This window comes from Parabacteroides sp. 20_3 (assembly GCF_964238835.1).
Lineage (GTDB): Bacteria > Bacteroidota > Bacteroidia > Bacteroidales > Tannerellaceae > Parabacteroides > Parabacteroides distasonis.
Window position 1 is genome coordinate 415,296 of record NZ_CAXSNO010000002.1, and the last position, 17,208, is coordinate 432,503.

13 protein-coding genes are annotated in these 17,208 nt (G+C 48.0%); 6 read left to right on the plus strand and 7 right to left on the minus strand.

All coding sequences use genetic code 11. The features are described 5' to 3' along the window. The first annotated feature begins 2 nt into the window (after window positions 1-2). The 6 genes from ACESPU_RS05545 to ACESPU_RS05570 all read left to right on the plus strand — a co-directional run bounded on the left by ACESPU_RS05545 (window position 3) and on the right by ACESPU_RS05570 (window position 8,637). Window positions 3-1,922 carry a long-chain fatty acid--CoA ligase gene (locus ACESPU_RS05545; RefSeq protein ID WP_373133187.1) on the plus strand — a complete coding sequence of 640 codons (1,920 nt, stop codon included), beginning with the start codon at window positions 3-5 and terminating at the stop codon, window positions 1,920-1,922. Between the two features lie 191 nt (window positions 1,923-2,113). Further along, complete coding sequence (locus tag ACESPU_RS05550; protein ID WP_146374804.1) at window positions 2,114-2,713, plus strand: hypothetical protein; 600 nt, start codon at window positions 2,114-2,116, stop codon at window positions 2,711-2,713. 9 nt (window positions 2,714-2,722) lie between these two features. Next, a complete protein-coding gene (locus ACESPU_RS05555) occupies window positions 2,723-3,337 on the plus strand; it encodes a porin family protein (RefSeq protein WP_146374805.1) in 615 nt (204 codons plus the stop codon). A gap of 352 nt (window positions 3,338-3,689) precedes the next feature. After that, the gene (locus tag ACESPU_RS05560) at window positions 3,690-4,517 is read left to right on the plus strand and encodes a DUF6261 family protein (RefSeq protein ID WP_373133188.1); all 828 of its coding nucleotides are present in this window, start codon (window positions 3,690-3,692) and stop codon (window positions 4,515-4,517) included. Between the two features lie 179 nt (window positions 4,518-4,696). Beyond that, the gene (locus ACESPU_RS05565; protein WP_170078689.1) at window positions 4,697-7,285 is read left to right on the plus strand and encodes a DUF5686 and carboxypeptidase-like regulatory domain-containing protein; all 2,589 of its coding nucleotides are present in this window, start codon (window positions 4,697-4,699) and stop codon (window positions 7,283-7,285) included. A gap of 56 nt (window positions 7,286-7,341) precedes the next feature. Further along, a complete protein-coding gene (locus ACESPU_RS05570) occupies window positions 7,342-8,637 on the plus strand; it encodes a Na+/H+ antiporter NhaC family protein (protein WP_005863068.1) in 1,296 nt (431 codons plus the stop codon). A 151-nt stretch (window positions 8,638-8,788) separates the two neighbouring features. Here ACESPU_RS05570 and ACESPU_RS05575 read toward each other — a convergent pair whose 3' ends face one another. The 7 genes from ACESPU_RS05575 to ACESPU_RS05605 form a co-directional block, all read right to left on the minus strand. Then, the gene (locus ACESPU_RS05575) at window positions 8,789-9,757 is read right to left on the minus strand and encodes a hypothetical protein (protein WP_005857787.1); all 969 of its coding nucleotides are present in this window, start codon (window positions 9,755-9,757) and stop codon (window positions 8,789-8,791) included. 6 nt (window positions 9,758-9,763) lie between these two features. Then, window positions 9,764-10,306, minus strand: coding sequence for a ferredoxin domain-containing protein (locus ACESPU_RS05580; protein ID WP_057326475.1), 543 nt, complete (start codon window positions 10,304-10,306; stop codon window positions 9,764-9,766). A 71-nt stretch (window positions 10,307-10,377) separates the two neighbouring features. Continuing rightward, window positions 10,378-12,492 carry a KamA family radical SAM protein gene (locus tag ACESPU_RS05585; RefSeq protein ID WP_057326476.1) on the minus strand — a complete coding sequence of 705 codons (2,115 nt, stop codon included), beginning with the start codon at window positions 12,490-12,492 and terminating at the stop codon, window positions 10,378-10,380. Window positions 12,493-12,615: 123 nt separating this feature from the next. After that, the gene (locus ACESPU_RS05590) at window positions 12,616-13,011 is read right to left on the minus strand and encodes a response regulator (RefSeq protein WP_005863076.1); all 396 of its coding nucleotides are present in this window, start codon (window positions 13,009-13,011) and stop codon (window positions 12,616-12,618) included. Between the two features lie 131 nt (window positions 13,012-13,142). Continuing rightward, a complete protein-coding gene (locus tag ACESPU_RS05595) occupies window positions 13,143-15,026 on the minus strand; it encodes a TonB-dependent siderophore receptor (RefSeq protein ID WP_057326477.1) in 1,884 nt (627 codons plus the stop codon). A 91-nt stretch (window positions 15,027-15,117) separates the two neighbouring features. After that, complete coding sequence (gene nikR, locus ACESPU_RS05600) at window positions 15,118-15,519, minus strand: nickel-responsive transcriptional regulator NikR (RefSeq protein WP_057326478.1); 402 nt, start codon at window positions 15,517-15,519, stop codon at window positions 15,118-15,120. Window positions 15,520-15,608: 89 nt separating this feature from the next. Then, window positions 15,609-17,204 (minus strand): SusD/RagB family nutrient-binding outer membrane lipoprotein, encoded by a 1,596-nt coding sequence (locus tag ACESPU_RS05605; protein ID WP_057326479.1) that lies wholly within the window; start codon window positions 17,202-17,204, stop codon window positions 15,609-15,611. Window positions 17,205-17,208: the final 4 nt, after the last annotated feature.

Here is a 17,208-nt window from a genome sequence, read left to right on the forward strand (position 1 = left end):
ATATGGAAAAGAAAACGATTATAGACCTTTTTGAGAGTTCAGCCAAGCGATTCCCGAGTAATCCTTTTTTATGGGAGAAGACGGGCAAGCGATTCGAGCCAACCACTTACGCCGAGGTTCGCGACCTCGTCTATGAGGAAGGCGCCGGCCTCATATCGCTGGGTGTGCGAAAGGGGGATAATATGGCTTTACTGAGCGAAGGGCGCAACGCGTGGATCATCGGCGAGCTGGCCATGTTCTACGCCGGGGCGACGAACGTGCCCCTATCGATCAAGCTGGAGGAGGCGAACGACCTCCTGTTCCGTCTCGTCCACGCCGACGTAAAATATATCATGGTATCGGGCCAGCAACTCAAGAAAATCCGGGCGATCAAGGATAAGCTCCCCGCCGTACGGAAGATCATCGTACTCGACGAGCAAGCGGAATACCAAGACCGTGAGATGCCGCTGTCCGAGATACGCCGGATGGGGAAGGTCTATCTGGGTATTCATCCGCTAGAGGAGTTCTTGGCGATCGGGCAATCGCTGGGCAACGATGATTACGCCACCATCACCTATACCTCCGGCACGACCGCCGATCCGAAAGGCGTGATCCTCACCCACCGCAACTATACGGCGAACGTGGAGCAAGCGCTCACTTGCGTGGATATAGACGATACGTGGCGTACGTTGGTGATACTCCCGCTGGACCATTGCTTCGCCCACGTGGTAGGATTCTACATCTTCATGTCGAAGGGAGCCTCGGTAGCTACCGTGCAGGTAGGGCGTACCGGTATGGAGACCTTGAAGAATATCCCTATCAATATAAAGGAGTTCAAGCCGTACCTGATACTGAGCGTCCCCGCCTTGGCGAAGAACTTCAAGAAGAATATCGAGCAAGGTATCCGAGCGCGAGGCAAGAACGCCGTCCGCCTTTTCAACCTAGCCTTACGGATCGGTTATATCTATAACGGGGATAGCGACGAGGAGGAAGGAAAAGGTTTCCGCGTCCTCTTGAAGCCACTGGTCCGTTTGTTCGACAAGCTATTGTTCGCGAAAGTCCGTGAGAACTTCGGGGGCGAGCTGAAGTTCTTTATCGGAGGGGGCGCCTTGCTGGATAAGGACTTGCAGAAGTTCTATTACGCCTTGGGAATCCCGATGTACCAAGGATACGGGCTGAGCGAGGCGACACCGATCATCTCGACCAACGGCCCCCGCCGCCATACCTTCGGCAGTAGCGGCGTATTGGTGCAGCCCCTCGACCTAAAGATCTGCGACATGGACGGCAACGTACTTCCTCCGGGGGAGAAAGGCGAGATCGTCATCCGGGGAGAGAACGTGATGGCCGGCTACTGGAAGAACCCGGCATCGACGGCCGATACCGTAAAGGAGGGTTGGCTGTACACCGGGGATATGGGATATATGCGTGACGGGCTTCTTTATGTGTTGGGGCGTTTCAAGAGCCTGCTGATCGGAAGCGACGGGGAGAAATACAGTCCGGAGGGTATAGAGGAAGCCTTGGTAGAGCATTCCTCTTGCATCGACCAGCTGATCCTGTACAATAACCAGAGTCCGTACACGACCGCCCTGTTGGTCCCTAACAAAGAACGGTTGAGGAAGCATCTGGCCCACCAGAATCTGGACCTTACGAGCGATCAAGGCCGAGAAGAGGCCATCCGTATCATCCAGCGCCAGATCGACCGTTTCCGCAAGGGAGGCGACCTGTCTAGTATGTTCCCGGATCGTTGGTTGCCGACCACCTTCGCCATCCTCCCCGAGCCTTTCACCGAGCAAAACGGCATGGTAAACAGCACCATGAAGATCGTCCGGGGCAAGGTAGAGAAAGCCTACGCCGCCCGTATCGCCCAGCTCTATACCCCCGAGGGGAAGAACCCGCTGAACAAGTGGAACAAGGAGGCGTTGAATCAAAATTTAGGCTCATAAAGTTCTAAAATAAGCAATCTCTCACAAATCTTAATTATCACATTTCAAATCATGCTTCCTCCAGATTCTTTCCGAAGGAAGTTTGTATTACGAACTGTTATTTTTTATTTATTTTCACGTTTTAGTATCCAAGTCAATTTTTTTTTATACTTTTGCCCAAACATTATAATAAACCAATAAATCATAGTAGTATGAAACTAAATTATTTTTTATCTTTATTATTCGGATTTTCACTTCTTTCAAGTTGCAATAGTGAAGATCTTATTGAGTCTGAAATCTCAAATAACATCAATTCCTACGAAGATGTTGTAATTGTAGACAGTTTATTATCTATTGACAATGAAAAATTTGCCTCATGGACTCCTAGTCCTAAAATAGAAGATGCGATACAAACTCGTAGCTCAGTAACTACTACTACATTAACTGGGTGCACTTCACAAACCGGAGGGGGAAACTATAAACGCCTTATAGGACCAATTTGGGCAAGCGCCTTAGGTATACCTAACCAAATATATATCGTAGAGAATGTAACTTGTTATCAAACTCTTACTATTAAAGGTCTTGAAGATAGAACATGCTTCTACTCTTCTGCCGCATCTCCCAATTGCGGTTTTGATCCAAACGATCTTGCTAAGAGAGGATATTCCGACTCGCGCCATGGAGATGTTGTTACGATGGTTACGATAATAGCACATATTAAATCCGATATGTCCGGAAGAAACTATGACAGATGGTATCCTTGCAAACCTTCAGATTTAAAATGGAATTACGATTTAATAAATCTTCAGTAAAAAGTAATTATGAATAAAGCATTCAAAATTTTATTTGTTTTATTACTATTCTGCCATAACTCATATGCTCAAAATATGAGTTATGGCATTACCTCCGGGGTCGTATTATCCCATCCTAAGGATTATCATACTCATATAGGCTTCAATATAGGGATGAAAGGTATTTTTTCTCTTTCAGAAAATCCAAATAAAAGCTTTATCGAATTACAATTAAAATTTATATCGAAAGGATGGAAAGATGATATTTATTATTCAATGTCTAATAAGCAAGAATGGAGTTGTAATGCATATTATTTAGAGCTGCCCTTACACTTTGGCTATAAATATAGCATAAAAGACAATTTTTCCATCTTTGGTAGTTTCGGGCCATATATCGCCCTAGGTCTCTTTGGAAATAGCACATTGAAAGATTATGAAGATTTTAACATAAACAATATTTTTTCTGATCAAGTATATAAACGTTTCGACTATGGGATAGGGGCAAATATAGGTATCGAAATCAACCACCATTGGCAAATAGGAATGGGAGTTAGCTTTAGTCTATTAAAGCCGACAAAAGGAGAATGGAATGCTATCAATCCAAAAGATTTGTCATTTAACACTTCATTAGCTTATATTTTCTAGAAATTAACAGAATCTACAACCAATTTCTGCTCTTGAGTAAGTATGAAAAAATTAAATCGCATCTCTCATCCCATGTAAGCCTAAGTTCAAGTTTGAAATTCCACCTCGCACCCGATGTAAGCCCCATTTCAAACTTGAAATTCCACCTCGCGTCCAATGCAAGCCCAGTTTCAAAATTGAAATTCCGTTTCGCACCCAATGTAGGCCCTATTTCAAACTTGAAATTCCATTTCATGCCCGATGTAAGCCCGAATATATGAAAAATGCGATAGTTTTTGGTGGCTGGATCCCAAAATTATCATACCTTTAGCACTGCAAACCGGATCTAGCGATCCTCCTAAAATTTTCTGATATGGAAAAAATAACCAAGGTGAATATTATTTATTTACAGAGATTGAACAACGCCGAGTACCGAACCTTCATGGCCCGCTACGGGAACCTGCTCGCGGGTGGCGGAGGCGACTCAGAATCTCCCGACGAGATCAGCTTCGACCCGAACGACCCGCTGGGCATCCCCCAAGAACTTCGTACGGCCTTCGCCGCCGATTTCGCCCTGCTGACCGACGCCGTGAACCAATCCTCGGCCAGCGAGGAGACCGCGCAGATGTCCGCCCTCGACAAGGAGAGGGATGATCTCTTGATCTTCATTACTTCCACTATTACCCAAATGACGAAAAGCCCGCTGGCGGCGCAACGCACGGCGGCCGAGAAGCTATACCTTCCCGTGAAGCCCTACATCGGCGCCGCACGCCTCGCCAACTTGCAGGAGACGGCCGCCATCGAGGGCTTGCTGGTAGACCTCGACAAGGCCGGGATGCCCGAGGCGCTGGCGGCGATCAACCTCACCGAGGTAGTAGCAGCGCTGAAAGAGAAGAACAAGCAATACGCCACGCTCACCGAGCAACGCGCCAACGCCAAGGCGGACGACCCCGTAGAGAGCGCCAAGAAAATCCGCCTCCGCATGGACGAGGAATACGACGAGATGACCACCTACGCCTTCGCGCAAAGCGTGGTGAAGCCCACTCAAGAGACCGCCGCCTTCATCAACCGCCTCAACGCGCTGGTCGACGAGACGAACGCCCTCTACAACCAACGCATAGCGCAAGCGAGGGCCGCAGCCGCCAAGAAACAAGAAGGCGACAAGCCCGCTACCGACAGCGACTCGCCATCAGAGATATAAAATAATGAAGATCTTTTTCGTTAAATAATGAAGCTCGCATTTTCTACCGCCGGGTTTCCCATCGAGCGGTGGGAAACCCGGTGATTAATGATTATTAATAGCCTCTCCCCCCTCCCTCCCACGAAAAAAACATACCTTTGCCAACAGTATTATCCGTGAAGGAATAACGAGACATTTACATGATAAGATCTATTCGCTATATCACTTTGCTAGTCCTGTTACAATTCGTGACCGGCATTTCCGTCCTATACGCCCAGAGCATAACTTCCGCATCCGGAATCGTGAGAGACTCCGTAAGCGGGGAACCCCTATCCTACGTATCCGTCATGTTCGAGAACTCGACGATCGGGGCGATGACCGACGATGACGGGGCTTTCAGCCTCCAGAATGACAAAGGGCTTACCCGGCTGGTCGTATCCTCGCTTGGATATGACAATAAGGTCGTAAACCTAAAGGCGGGGCAAAAGAACAACGCCCTCAACGTGCTCCTCCGGCCTACCTCGTTCGAGATTGCCGAGGTAGTCGTCAAGCCTAAACGTGAGAAATATTCCCGCAAGGACAACCCCGCCGTGGAACTGATCAAGAAAGTCATAGAGCATAAGAACGACAACCGCATCGAGGCGAAGGACGAGTACCAAAGCGAGGTGTACGAGAAGCTCAGCATGTCGCTGGACGACTTCAACCCCAATCTAGAGAAGAATAAGTTCCTGAAGAAATTCAAGTTCATCAAGAACTATCTGGATACCTCGGAGTTCAACGGGAAACCGATCCTGACGATCTCCGTCCGTGAGACGATCTCCGACCAATACTACCGCAAACATCCCAAGGCGGAGAAGACGATCACCAAGGCCAAGCGCCAGCAGGGTATCGACAAGACCTTGGACGATGGAGGCGCCATCACCGCCAACCTTGAGGAGATATTCAAGGGCGTCAATATCTTCGACAACAATATCAATATCTTGTTGAACCGTTTCGTGAGCCCGCTGTCTTCCACGCTGGCCGTCTCCTATTACAAATATTATATCATGGATACGGTGGACGTTGCCGGAGATAAATGTGTGGATCTCGCCTTCGTGCCCGTAAACAGCCAGAGTTACGGCTTCACGGGCCGCTTGTACATCACGCTGGACGGTAATTACGCCGTCAAGAAATTCCTCTTGAACACCCCGGCGAACATCAACCTCAACTGGGTGGACAAGCTCCGGATCGAGCAAGAGTTCAAGCGGATGCCGGATAGCACTTGGGTGCTCGCCAATGAGAATACTTACGTTAATTTCTATATCGTAAAAGGGGCGCAACAGCTCTACGCCCACCAGCTAAGGAATTTCGATAAGTATCAGTTCGACGTGCAGAACGCCGACTCGATCTTCGGTCTTCTCGGCCCGATCCATGAGTTGCCCGAAGCCACCGCCCAGACCGACACCTTCTGGATACACAACCGCCATGTCCCCTTGAAAGAGAAAGAGAGCGCCTTGGACGACTTGCTGGCGCAACTTCGCAAGGTACCGGCTTTCAACGTGATCATCAAGACCGCCGAGATATTGATCACCGGTTATATCCCGACCACGGCGGACAAGGATAAGAGCAAGTTCGATTTCGGACCGATGAATACCACGTTCAGCGCCAACCATCTGGAGGGCTTCCGCATGCGTGTGGGAGGTATGACGACGGCAAACCTCAACCCGCACTGGTTCGGTAGCGGTTATCTGGCCTATGGCGTAAACGACCGTAAGCTAAAGTATAACGCCAAGCTGACGTATAGCGTGAACAAGAAGAAATATCACGAGGGAGAAAGCCCGGTGAACAACATCTCCGCGATCCAAGAGTACGACGTATATACGCCCGGTCAGGACTTCCTCTTCACCAGCAAGGATAATATGTTCGTGGCATGGAAGGTGGGCGAGCCCGTCACCATGATGCAATACATCCGCAAGACCATGCTCCAGTACCAGAAGGAATGGCTGAATGGCCTGACCCTTACCACTTGGGTGCGGAACGAGAACAACGAGGCGGCCGGAACGCTCCGCTACGACCGTTACAACGCCGACGGGACATTGACGAACCTAAAGAGTTTCACCAACACGGAGCTAGGGGCCCAGCTTCGTTTCGCCCCGGGCGAGCGTGCCTATAACGGACGAGAGGGTAAGAACTCGCTTTTCAACCTCTCGAAAGACGCTCCCGTATTCAAGCTATCCCATCAGATGGGATTGAAGAACGTGTTGGGGGGCGACTTCAACTACAACCATACGGAGATCAGCGCCGAGAAACGGATCTGGCTCTCTTCCTTCGGACATATCGACGCCTTGGTGACGGCGGGCAAGGTATGGGACAAGGTTCCTTTCCCCTTACTCATCATGCCGAATACCAACCAGTCCATCACGATCCAGCCGCAAGCCTTCAACATGATGCGTGCGCTGGAGTTCGTAAGCGACCAGTATGTTTCGTTCTACTTCACGTATTATATGAAGGGATGGATCTTAAACCGTATTCCCGGCGTGAAGTGGCTACGTTTGCGTGAGGTGATATCGTTCAGCGGTTTCTACGGAGGACTGACCGATAAGAATAACCCGGCCTTGGACCCGACGGGACTATACCGTTTCCCCGAGGGAACCTCGCCGATGGGCCGTACGCCTTACCTGGAGGCCAGCGTAGGTCTGGAGAACATCTTCAAGATATTACGGATCGATTATTACCGCCGGTTGACGTATCTGGATCAACCGAATATCAAGAAGGGGGGCGTGCGTATAGCGCTGCGGTTCTCCTTCTAAGAGAAGGGACGTAGAGAATTGACAGTTGACAGTTAATTTAAGAGAGATAAGAAAAAATGGGGGAGTTGGAACGCAGACCGAACGCTTGGGCGTTGACACCGCTGGTGGTATTCTTATTGACTTATTTGGTGGTATCTATCGTGGCGGGAGATTTCTATAAAATGCCGATAACGGTAGCCTTCGTCATCTCCTCGATCGTAGCGATAGCGATCTCCAAGGGAGGCAAATTAAGCAACCGCATCGAGCAGTTCTGCCGGGGGGCGGCCAACAGCAATATCATGCTGATGGTATTGATCTTCATCCTCGCCGGTGCCTTCGCGCAGACCGCCAAGGCGATGGGTGCCGTAGACGCTACCGTGAATCTGGCGATGTCCATCCTGCCCGGTAACCTGTTGGCGGCCGGAATCTTCCTAGCCGCTTGCTTCATATCCATCTCGGTAGGTACGTCGGTGGGCACGATCGTGGCCTTGGCCCCGGTAGCCGTCGGTATAGCGGACAAGACGGGGATGCCGGACGCCCTTATGCTGGGTGTCGTGGTGAGCGGCGCCATGTTCGGCGATAACCTGTCGTTCATATCCGATACGACTATCGTAGCTACCCGCACGCAGGGTTGCCAGATGTCCGATAAGTTCAAGGTGAATATCCGTATCGCCCTCCCGATAGCGATCCTGACCGGATTGATATACGTGCTGGTGGGAAGCGGCGTGGAGAACGCTTACGCTCCGGCCCCGATCGAATGGGTCAAGGTGATCCCTTATCTAGTGGTATTGGTAACCGCCGTTTGCGGGATCAATGTCATGCTGGTGCTATTCATCGGGATCGTCCTGTCCGGTATAGTAGGTCTGTGGACCGGTAGCTTTGATATCTGGGGCTGGAACGCCTCCATGGGATTAGGTATCACCAATATGGGCGAGCTGATTATCGTGACGCTTCTGGCAGGAGGCATGTTGGAGATGATCCGTTATAACGGGGGTATCGACTGGATCATCCGCAAGCTTACCTCCCGCATCCATTCCTCCAAGGGGGCCGAGATGAGCATAGCGGCCTTGGTGAGCTTCGCCAACCTCTGCACGGCCAACAATACGATCGCCCTCATCATGGCCGGCCCGATCGCCAAGGATATAGCGGACCGGTTCAAGATAGATCCCCGCCGCAGCGCCAGCCTATTGGATATCTTCTCTTGCTTCGTACAGGGAATCATCCCCTACGGCGCCCAGATGTTGATGGCCGCCGGACTCGGGCATGTCTCCCCTATCGAGATCATGCAATATCTTTACTACCCGTATCTATTGGGAGCAGGCGCCTTATTGGCGATCTTATTCAATTACCCGAGGAAATATACACTCGTATAGGCTGCCCGTCCTTACGAAAAAACACAATAGTATTCAAAGCAAAAAGACTATTGTGTCCGGGATTGAATACTATTGTGTTCGCTGATGAATACTACTGTGTTCAGGTGGGAACACGGTAGTGTTTGGGAGCGATGGGAATACCGCTGTCGGATTAGCCGAACAAATCCAGCGTAAGCTGCTTCTTCGCGGCTTCCAGTTTACGAAGATGCCGCTTGCCTTGAGGGGTGACGATCTCCATCTTATCGAAACGGGTACGTATCACCGTAGTCACGGTATAGCTCACGTTGACCACCTCTCCTAGCTCCGACAGACGGCGGGCGATCTCCAAGACGCAATCGATGCACATGCCGCTCGTGAACGAGATCTTGTCCTCGAACATCTGTTTCTTGAAATCCTCATCTTGCATATAGAAATCGATCGTCTCGCCTCCCTTGTTGTAGATACCTTTCCACCGATACTTACTATCTTTCAGTACCGGCGAGATGATCTCTATCGTGGCCTTATTATCCTTGACCGTAGGCAGATCGTCGCTACGCAAGATAAAATAATCGAACTGGTCCCGTTTCACCTCCAGCGAACCGGAACGGTTGCGATCCTTCTCGTTCAACTCACGTACCGAGATTTTCGTCACCTTCGGATACCCTTTCAAAGCCTCGTAGAAATTAGACTTACACTTACAGAAACGGGGCGAGGCGTTCAACAGGTCGATCAAGCGGTGTGAAGGCGTAGCCCCCGGAGTCTTCAGCCGTAGTTCACGGCGTAACTTGAACAGCTCACGCTGCATCTCCTCCTCGTCCGCCGGCGTACGATCCATCAGCGGTTGTCCACCTACCGACAAGGAAGGACGGGTCAATATCTGCATCACCAAGTTCAACACGATGGAGATAGAGCGGCTACTCTCCCCGGCCACGCCCAGCTTCTCACGGAAACCACCCTCCTTATCGTAAGGCTCGTTGTAAACCGTCAGCTTCACGTCCAGCATATCCGCCAAGGAACGTATCAGCGTAAGAATCTCCTTCTCACACCGGTGCTTGGTCATGGCATCCATATAATTGGATTTATTATTAAAGGAATAACGTATCTCCAGCTTATTCGCGAATTTTAGAATAGAGTCACTCATTTGTTTCTAGTTTTTCGGTTCTTCTTTCGGTTTACGATCAAAAAACGGGTTCTTCGACGAGGCGCTGACCGGTATCGCCATCACGCATTTACAGTCTCCCAACAGCCCCAGTCGTTGGGCCGCCAAGCCGGCGCTGAACATGACACGAGTATCCACACGCAGGTCCGCCGCCGTAGCGCAAGCCGAGCCGATAGCGATACCCAGATCGACGGAATTAATAGCGCACGGAACCAAGTCCGGCTTCTCCACGCAGGTATCGAAACCACAATGGGCGCAGTTCAAGCCTTGTACTTTCTGGGAGGTACCGATAATCACCACGGCGTCGGCACTCTTTATATTCTCGGCGTCACGGAGCAGGAACTTGAATCCGGTCTCGGCCGCTATCTGGATCATCTCATCGGACAAGCGCAAGATATCCCCATCCGTCACCATCGCTATCTCTATGATATCAATACCCTTGCCTTTAGGAGCCGTGCGAGCGGCTGTCATCATACGGCGTGCGGCCTGTAACACAAGCTCATGCCTGATTTCTCTTTCGTTCTGTATCATATCCTTCTAAATTCAGTGAAACAAAATTAAGCAAAATATACGAAACCAAGGCAAACATATGAGGATAGAATTCATAATTCAAGATTAGTCATTCGGTCCGTGGCCTTAAAGGGATAAGCCGGGTATTCATAAATACTGAAGCGAGGCTCCGTCTCTCCCTCGCAATAATTCCAGATCGTACGGTACTCATTGACATCCTCGCCCATCTCCTTCAATTGCCTAAGGTAAGCGGCCACGGATTTATTCTCCACGATATAAACCTCACCCATTTGATCGATAATCGGGCTATGCCGACGGCTCCCGTCGTGATCGAACTTAAGAATCCGCTTTCCCTCGGAAGTCAGGCCTATGGTATGGAAAGTCATGCTCTTACCAATAGCGGGCAAGTTCAATACATTACGATCCGTACCTGCGAACAACAACCCGTTTTCCTTCAGGAAACGAACCAAACGCTTGCCTAAAGGACGTTGGTTACGGATCATATCATACAACTCCGCCTGTTTCTCCTCCGGCACCTGCCCGAAGATCTTCTCCTCACGAGCCTCTTGCAACGAGCGGCTATTCGGGGTGTAAACCGCATAATTCTCCAGGAATCCTTTCACGGAGAACGTATAATAGCAAACCACCCCAAGGGCGTTTAAGGTCTGCCGTAATTTCGCCGTATGTCCCTTACGGGAAGCCGAAACCGTATATACCAACTGATTCGTGATCGTCCAGCCCGCCGCCAAGATCGCCTCGATAGCGTGCCTCGCCTCCGGTGTCACCTCTAGTGGAGACTGGAAATGCGTTTGTATATAGAACTGGCTCACGCCGATAGCGGAAGCCTTCTCCTTGAACTCCCTCAATATACCGACCAACTCATCGGTCACACGCAGCGGAAGATAAGCCAGCAACCGGGAACCTAGCCGTACCCGTTGCAGCTCGGCGTACTTCTCGCCCTCCGGACGGCTCTCGTTCGCCTTCCGTTTCCGCACCGCCATCTTATATACCGCCTCCAATATCTTACGCAAGGTAGCGTTCTGGCTCATCAAGGCATCCCCGCCCGTTATCAGGATATCCCGTAGCTGGGCGTCTTCCTCGAAATAACGCATCAGACGACGTAACTTCCGGTCCCAACTCTCCTTAGGCTTCAGGGCCTCGAAATCGAAATTCAACCGCTCGCTCTGGAAATCATACATGCGCTGGCAAGAAGCGCACAATCCACCGCAGGCACGCCCCATCGAATCGGGGATCAAGATCGCCACCTCCGGATACCTCCGGTGTATATTATGTCCCTCCGGCAATAGCCAACCCGCCGCGTTCGGCTCATCGGCAACGACCATGTCTTCCTTTTCCCACGCCTTAATGCTTCCATACGTATCTACCAGCTCGTTCGAGTACATGATGTACGATCGCACCGTAGCGTCGTCATACCCCTCATGTTCTATATTTAATAGGGAAAGATAATAAGGAGTCACAAAAAAGGGCATCCCCTTCTTTTTGGCACGGGCCAATAAGCTCATCGTCTCGTCCGACAGGGAATATCCCAAAAAGAAGTTCAATTCCGTAGGACTCTTGATCGCCATCGACAAATGGAAACGAGCGGTATTCCACCATTCACGTACCCGGGCCTCTTTCTCCTCATAGGAGATGCCCTCGGCGAACTGAAAACGTGACGAAGGGCTATGGCGTCTTTCTATCTTCTTGATCAAGCAAGAGATGATACGCTCCTTGTTCCTCTCACGGATAGCGATTACCTCCGGGTCAAGCCCGGTCGGCCAACGGCTCATCTGCCTTTTCACCAATGCCCGGTCCGGTAGGATCTCAACCGGATATTCCAATAAATCAAACTGATGGTATAGGTCAATGAATAAATCAGGAGAGACCTCATTTTCCAAATGGCCGATCAGGAACTGCCAAAGATAAGTGACCGTCCGCACCGGAAGACGCTCGCCCGTAGACAGCTCGTCCACGAAAGTATCATCATGCTCAATCAAAAGAAGGATACGTCTCGCCACCGCCATTCCTACGTTTTCTTGGGTACTTTCCTTTTCCGTGAGCCGGGATAAAATAAGAGAACGCAAAGCATCCTTAAAATACTTTGCGTTCTCACTTTCTTCCGCTAAGGTCACCAACCAAGGGAAGCTCTGATTATATACTTTTTTTAGTTTAGAAATGTCGGATACAAGATGTTCTTTTTTTATCATAAGCATGTCATTTTTGTAGATTAGAATACATTTGTAAAGCGCCCTCTTGACGATTTTCTACAAAAATAACAAAAAATACGGCAAAATGCCGTTTATACAAATCTAAAACATCTTAATAAATCCTTACCATACGATCGACGGACAATACTGCGATATCGTATTTTTCAATACCTTTAGATTGATCGGCTTCGTGATAAAACCGGAAGCCCCGGCTTCTTTAGCGGCTTCCATATCAGAGTCGAATACATAAGCCGACTGCATGATTACGGGGATATCTTTCGATAGCTTACGGATTTCTTTCAAAGACTCGATACCCGTCATCTCAGGCATCTTTATATCCATCAAGATCAAGTCCACCTCGTTTTCCTTAAAGAGAGCCAAAGCTTCCAAACCAGTTTTAGCACGGATCAAATTACAATATTTATGTAAAATGGTCTTCAGAAGTAAATAATTACTTTCCTCATCCTCCGCGATTAGCAACGTGGGCTTTCCTCCACTCAAATCATTTTTCACATCCATATATATAACGTTTTATTCTTTTAATCAAAATCAAATAAACTCTGATGAAGCAAAGATAAAACAAATATTAGAAAGTAGACATAAAATTCAAGGAGATATGAGTATTCGGGGAAGTTCTTTTTCCACCCATGCTAGAAAGTTACGTCTATACCTCCCATAAATATCGCCTTCGGCATCGGGAATCCTTCGTTGATGGAATAACGGGTAGCCGTTAAATTCTCTCCTTTGACAAATAGATTCAAGCCTTTATCACGTGTACCGAAACGGTAGGCTGCCTTCGCATTCAAGGTTGTAAAATCTTCCTTCTCTGTACAACCTTCATTGGTATATAGATCAAAGATAGATTGTACATTTACATTTAAAGTAAAACGTCCCGGTTTATAAACAGCCCCTACATAAAATTTTTGACCGGGGGCACCAGGAATAGGCTTACTCATATGCAGATAACTGTAATTTAAGTTCATACTTAAATTCTCACAAATTTGATAACGAGTTTCAAACTCAATACCTTTATTTGTAAAGGTACCCGTATTTAGATTCTTGAAAGGAGGCCTATTATCCCCATTTACGCTCACCGAATAAATCATATCTTTCCCATCAATAAAAAATGCGGTTAACTCAGCATATAAATCACCACCCAAAAAAGATTGTCCGACAGCCACCTCATAATTCAACATACTCTCCGGTTTCAAATCTGGATTTGCAGCTCCCCACATATACATTTCACGAATATTGGGGCTACGAAAACCTTTAGAAACAGAAGCCCGAATCATATTTCCCTCAAAAGGACGAACAGTCACTCCCCCTTGAGGGACCCATTCTCCACCATAAGTACTGCTGTGCTCATAACGAACGCCGGCATTCAAACTTAACATATCAAACAAATCCTGTTGCATAATGACATATCCAGCCGTTTCATTCACAGTTTTGTCAACCAATTCTTTTTCAGAGCCATCGTTATTATCATTCCAAGCATGTCCACCCCAGTTTTTATAATCAATACCTACGGTAAAGTTATTCCCTTTAAACAAACGAAAAGACTCATATAATAAGACACCGACGTTGTGGTCATCAGATCGGAATAAATAAGTCAATGGTTTCTCTCCCGGATCGTAGCCATCATTAATCTTATGATTTCCCCAATTATAAAACAAACGTAAAGCCCCGCTCATTTTCCCATAATTATTTACCAAAGCCATAGATGCCGTACCACGCAGGATATCCATCTTATTATCTAATACAGGAGCCGAGGTCTTCCCTGGATTTTGAAATTTAGATTTAGCTAAGCTAACATCTCCTGTTATCTTATAATGTTCATTGAATGTATATCCCAAATTAGCAAAACCATTAGTAATATTAAAATCCGAATTCGGACGATGTCCGTCAGTACGATCATGGTTAATTGAGACAAAACTACTGAACTTCCCAACGTTAAAACCATTATTCACCATATATTTTTGTGTGTTATAGGAACCATACATCACACGGGCCTGCGTACGCCTTCCTTCTTGTTTATGATGACGAGTGATAATATTAACAACTCCTCCCATAGCGTTTGAGCCATATAATAAAGAACCCGGTCCACGGATAACTTCTACCCGCTCAACATCCGAAGCAACATATGTATCAGGTAATGCATGTCCGAACACACCTGCCCATTGCGGTTGTCCATCAAACAACATCAAAACCTTATTTCCACTCCCTACGCCACGAATATTTACGGTTCCAGCCGCTCCTTCCGAAACACCAAATCCTGTGATTCCTTTTTGTGTCACAAATAATCCCGGCACATACTCCGATAATACAGGAAGCAACGCCGATTCACTGCTAGCCTCAATCTCCTCCCGTTCGATGACCGAGATAGATAACGGCACACTGTTCCGGTTCACATGGATTTTGTTGGCGGAAACCACCACCCCTTTCAAATTGATCAGACTGTCAATCTCTGCCGGATCTATCGCAAATGCCATGGAGCCTATCAACAGTCCGAAAACCAGTAAAAGTTCTTTTCTCATATACTACTACATCTATAATATTTATCATTTTAAACATCCCTTAGTAGCACGTCTACTAAAAAACGTGTTACCAAACCCGCAAAAAAAAGCATTAATCCGCCCGGCTCATCACCAACTTACCATGCTTAATGCCTTTGATTGTCGTCAACTTATCCGACAATTCCGTCAAGCGGTGGGCCGTTCCCATCACCGTCACTATATGCAAGCAAAAATTCTGATTGATATAATACTGGGAAGACGACAAGATCACATCCTTATAATTTTGTTGGATACTCGTGATTTTCAAGGAGATCTCTTTCTTGACTTGGTCATACATGATCACGATCGTCCCGGCTACGATATGGTTGCATTGCCATTTACGTTCGGCTACATTCTTCTCTATCAGAAAACGAATCGCCTGTGAACGATTGGCGAAGCCATTCTCATTCACATATTGATCCAATGATTCCAACAGATTGTCTTCCAAAGAGACACCAAAACGTTTTAAAGACATAAACCCTTTTTTTATAATTTTCGGTGCCAAAGGTAGTGTTTTTTCAAGAATCTCGGTATTCTATCGGCAGGAAGAGGAAAAATTAGTCGCTAATCACGAAAATTCACTCCGGTATCCCACCATAAGCGAGTACCTCCGGTATCCGGACCTCCCAAATACTCACACAAGGCGGAATATTGAGCCGGGTTACCGGAAATAATGCTAACCGGGAAATTCAAACGACGAATCATCGTTCGCATATCGATCTTTCCATTGCTTTTATTCACCAAAACCGGGAACAAACGGGGATAACCGGTACGCCTCTGCTCCGCCCAAGCCTCACAGCCCTCGGGGTAACAAGCGATCCATTTTTGGGTAATGATCTTCTCCAGCTTGGTCTCCCTAGAGGCTTCTTCATCCCATGCCGGAGACACCAAGCAAAGCGCCTTCGCAGAATAGTCGGGAGTAAACGTATCCACGAAATCGGCGGCTACATGATCACTTTGTAAATAAGCGTTCGCCTCTCCTACCCTCCATTGATTGAACGATGATCGTACGCCTTGCTCATAGCAAGTCCCGGCGTCCTCCCCGGACCAGCCCCGCAAGGCTGCCTCCGCACGTAAGAACCAAACTTCCGCAGGCGTCATTAAGATAGCGTCCGTTTTCTGGGTAATCGTGCTTCTCGAATGCTCACTATAGCGGGAATGATTAAATCCTGTCCCTTGCCGGATTCCACGGTACTCCCCGGAATATCCCTGTCCGGTAGCAGGCTCAAAATAACGGGATAATCGAGGGTCTTTATATCCTTTAAGGATCGATTCCATATTAGCGTTCATAAAAACCTCTCCCCACGCCTTATTGATCTCCCCCAGCGGATTCGAGTAGCCGGTTCCGGCGGTAGAAACCGCAACGACCTCATAAGCCTCCTCCAGCAAACCGGCTGGATGTGTCAGCGACTTATGCGCCTCATCCCTTGCCTTATCAGGGTCAGCCATAGCGATACGAATCGCCAAGCGCAAACGTAATGAGTTGGCGAAACGCATCCATTCCCCAAACGTCCTGTAATTCTCCGGCATAATCATATCGAAACGAGAAAAGGTTTCTTCTCCATCATATTCAGACAGCAGGTGAATAGCCTCCCCCAAATCTTGGAAAAAAGCATAATAAGCGTCTTTCTGGGAATCCGGCATTACCCCGGCATCCGACTCCCCAAACTTTGTATACACAATCGGGCCATAATAATCCGAGATCCGATGCATGATCTCTACTTTCAGTATTTTAGCGATCGCATAGAAAGCCGGATATTTATCACGGGAATGATCTTCCGTCTGCTTTATCTCCGTCATGATATATCCATACGTATTATCCCACATCGTACCATTCCAGCCATCCTGCAAATTATAGACCGTATTCCCCAATCCTGCGTTGAAGGGTTTAAAATCATGCATATAACCGGAAAACATATCCGCATTCAGATTTTGCATCGTCTGGAAATGCCAGTTCTTGCCACTCCCCCAATCATAATTAAAATAAATCCCCATCTGGACTACCTTTAGCCAGACACCGAACGTATTATAATCATACGTTTTCTGCTCATCGGTAAAACCCGTATTATCGGTATTATACTCCTCGAATTTACCCGTACAGGAAAAAAGGAGTAATACAGCCAACAGAGCTGCCATCTTATTCAGAAATCTCGTCTTCATACGC